Raw genomic sequence first — 3,484 nt, forward strand, 5'->3', positions numbered from 1 at the left:
TGGCCCGCGATTCATGCTGATTGTCTTTGGCTGGAGGAATGCCTTCAGACCGTCCACCCCACTTTCCGCCCCAATGCCTGAATCTTTGTGGCCACCGAATGGAACCATGGGCGAGAAATGGAATATCTCGTTGATCCACACGGTTCCGGCTTCAAGACGGTCTGCAATCTGGGCTGCCTGATTGAGGTCTTTGGTCCACACAGAGGCAGCGAGACCGTAAGGCGACGCATTGGCCCGTTCGACAACTTCGTCAACGGTCTTGAACGAAAGCAAGGGTACGATCGGACCGAACTGCTCATCGCTGACGATTTGAGAGCTTTCTGGCGGATTGTCGACAATCATCGGATCAAAGAAAAGCCCCGGCCCTTCACGCGGTCCGCCATCCTTGATCAAGGTATACCCTTCTTTCTTGATTGTCGCCGCGATCGCGCTGAGCCGATCAAACTGGCGCTTGTTCTGGATCGGGCCCATAGTGGTTTCGGCGTCAAGGCCGTTCCCGATCTTTTGAGCATCAGCAACCGATTTGAACGCCGCGCCAAAGGCAGGGTAAATGCTCTCCTGGACAAAGATGCGCTTGGCAGCCACGCACAGTTGCCCCGTATTGCGACAGGATGCGGCAAAAAGCGATTTCGCAGCCGCTTCCACATCAACATCATCGAGCACGATCGCGGCATCGTTGCCACCAAGCTCTAGCGTGACGCGAACCAGTTCGGCGGAAGCATTCTCCATGATCTTCCTGCCCGTGGCCGTCGAACCGGTGAAGCTTATCTTGTCGATGCCCGGGTGCGCTGTCACTTTGGGACCCAAACTGTCATCGCCGGACAAGACATTGAATACCCCAGCCGGGAATACTTCAGCGAGCAAAGCCGCCAATCGAAGTGTCGCAATCGGTGTGAAAGGTGAGGGCTTCAAGATGACAGTGTTGCCGGCATAGAGAGCAAGCGGAACTTTGAAACCGACCTGCAAGAGCGGAACATTCCACGGCACAATCGCAGCAACCACGCCAAGCGGGCCATAGACAGTGCGATTGAGGCGGCCTTCGCTGTCTTCATTGGTCGATTCAGGAAAAGGAATGTTTGCAGCCGTAGCGAACCAATGCGCCGCCGCGCCCGCCTCGATCAGTGAATCGTTCAGGATTTTTCCTTGCTCGAGCGTTTGAAGCTCGCCCAGTTCCGACATGTGTGCACGGATAACTTCGGCCGCCTTAGCCAGACAGGCGGCGCGCTCAGTGCGCGCGAGGTCGCGCCACGCCGGATAGGCTCTCCGGGCCGCTGCAACAGCTGTATTGAGATCGCTGTCCGTGCAATTACGGGCACGCGCAAACGCGTCTCCAGTGGCGGGGTTGATAACCTCCATATATGGGCCACCTGTTGTGACTGCGCCGTCAATTAGAGCGCCATATTCGAGCATCGCAATTTCCTTGAAAAGTGATGTGGCTTTGTTAGTCGACTGACTAATGTTTGTTTCGCCACGAGGCAAGATTTTTCAATCGGACAAGAGCAATTATGACAGTCGAAGGGGCACTATATGAGAGACGCTCCACCCGCGTTTTCGCAGATAAGTCTGTGCCCCTATCTTTGGTCCGAGACTTGCTCGAGGCGTCACGCTGGACACCTTCAGGGGGAAACTTGCAACCTTGGAAGGTGAAGGTCGTAAGCGGTTCTGCGTGTGAGGCTGTAATCAACCTCGCTTGTGACGCTATCAAGCTCGGTAGGCCTTCGGAGGAAGGCGAGCACTCTGTTTATCCTGCCGATCTCTCGACTCCCTATCGTGACCGCCGATTCAAAGTGGGCGAGGATATGTACGCAATCCTTGGGATCCGGCGCGATGACAAACCGGCCCGACTTGGTTGGCTCACCAATAACTACCGGTTTTTTGGTGCTCCCATCGGTCTATTTTTCATCATCGAGCGCGGCATGGGCCATGGTCAATGGGCGCATTTGGGGATGTTCATGCAATCGTTGATGCTTATGGCGACGGAGCGCGGCCTAGCAACATGCCCCCAGGAAGCATGGGTCCGATTCAGGGGGCAGCTGCACGGCTATTTCCAGTTAAACGCTGATGAACTGGTTTATTGCGGCATGGCGCTGGGCTATGCCGCAGACCATCCGGTCAATGCGATGAGGTCCGACCGGGCAGAGGTTGACGAATTTGCCGAATTTCTTGGAGTCTGAACTCTGACGAATTTCATGCGTCACTGCGCCAAATAGCCTCCATCGACTGGCAGTTCTGCCCCCGTAATAAATGAGGCTTGGTCGCTCGCCAAAAAAAGCACTGCATTGGCAACATCTTCCGGAAGTCCGAGCCTTCCAATCGGATGCTTCGCGATACCGGTTTCCATTTTGCCTTCGATATCGCCGGCATCTGCCGCGGGCTTAAGAATCATTCCAGTGCGAATGTAGCCTGGATGAATCGAATTGACCCGAACCCCGTAACCTTTCCTCGCACAATCGAGCGCCGACGATTTTGTGAAGTTACGTACCCCCGCTTTCGCGGAGCTATAGTCAGCCACCCGCGGATCGCCAACTATCCCTAATATAGACGAGATGTTGACGATCGCGCCGCCGCCTGATCTTTTCATCGTATTTATCGCCGCCAACGTGCCGAGAAATACGCCTTCCAGATTAATAGCATGGGTTGAGCGCCACTGATCGAGACTGATCGATTCCATGTCGCCGAATGGCATCCGGCCAGCATTATTGACAAGAACGTCGAGCTTTTTCCATTTTGTTAGGACGGTAGCAACTGCGCTGGCCCATTGCGTTTCACTACATACGTCGAGTGGAACGTGGATCAGGCGTTCATTTTCGCATTCGGTTGGAACAGCGTGCGCTATGTCGGTCGCAGCAACCAGAGCACCTTCGTTCAAGAACTGCCTAACGATTTCAGCCCCGATGCCACCACGCGCCCCGGTCACAAGCACAGTTTTTCCCACGAACCGCATCAAGCGTTCTCCCAAATTTGTTGTTAGTCGGGCGACTAACTTAATTAGCGATAAAGAGCAACACGTCGGTGCTCTCACGCGGATTTATCAGTCGGGGTAGTCGATGTATCGACGGAGCAAATTTTTGAGAGCGTCGGCCACAGGCAGGTCTGCGTGCACATCGCTATACACGGCCAAACCCAATATCGTTGCCCCGAATTCTGTCAACTGAGCAATCGAATGCTCACCAAGTACGGTTCGATACCCCTCAAAAACTTGCTGGACGCGCGAACGCATGCGCGCATTGAGCGCGGGCATCTGGTAGGAAAGCGTCAACAGTTCGAGCGACACGCGTTGCTGCCGAAACATTGCGTGCATCAGCATGCGCGCATCTTCCTCGACATCTTGCCGCTTAAGGATCGGAAGTTCGAACGGCATCTGTTCGTGCACGGCAATCATCAAGGCTTCTTTTGACCCAAAATGATGATGGATGAGCCCGTGGTTGACGCCTGCCTCGGCAGCGATCGTCTTTACGCTGGCAGCCGCTGCACCTTCTCGCAG

At 54.8% G+C, this 3,484-nt stretch carries 4 protein-coding genes; 1 reads left to right on the plus strand and 3 read right to left on the minus strand.

The window, feature by feature from the left end; genetic code table 11:
- The coding region (locus DM995_RS17715) for an aldehyde dehydrogenase family protein (protein WP_232824523.1) at positions 1 to 1,479 on the minus strand (1,479 nt) is incomplete at its 3' end.
- Between the two features lie 26 nt (positions 1,480 to 1,505).
- Here DM995_RS17715 and DM995_RS17720 point away from each other — a divergent pair.
- Entirely contained in the window at positions 1,506 to 2,174 is a 669-nt protein-coding gene (locus tag DM995_RS17720; protein ID WP_116970561.1) for a nitroreductase, read from the plus strand.
- Between the two features lie 20 nt (positions 2,175 to 2,194).
- Here the strand turns inward: DM995_RS17720 and DM995_RS17725 are convergent, their stop codons facing one another.
- Together DM995_RS17725 and DM995_RS17730 are read right to left on the minus strand one after the other, a co-directional pair.
- Complete coding sequence (locus tag DM995_RS17725; RefSeq protein ID WP_232824524.1) at positions 2,195 to 2,959, minus strand: SDR family NAD(P)-dependent oxidoreductase; 765 nt, start codon at positions 2,957 to 2,959, stop codon at positions 2,195 to 2,197.
- Positions 2,960 to 3,031: 72 nt separating this feature from the next.
- Positions 3,032 to 3,484 (minus strand): TetR/AcrR family transcriptional regulator (locus DM995_RS17730; RefSeq protein WP_157973310.1); only part of this gene is annotated, 453 nt, incomplete at its 5' end.

This window comes from Blastomonas sp. UPD001 (assembly GCF_003426715.1).
GTDB lineage: Bacteria > Pseudomonadota > Alphaproteobacteria > Sphingomonadales > Sphingomonadaceae > Blastomonas.

Excerpts from the sequence above, each read along its gene's own strand:
- DM995_RS17720 (WP_116970561.1), top strand. The coding sequence starts at position 1,506 with ATGACAGTCGAAGGGGCACTATATGAGAGACGCTCCACCCGCGTTTTC.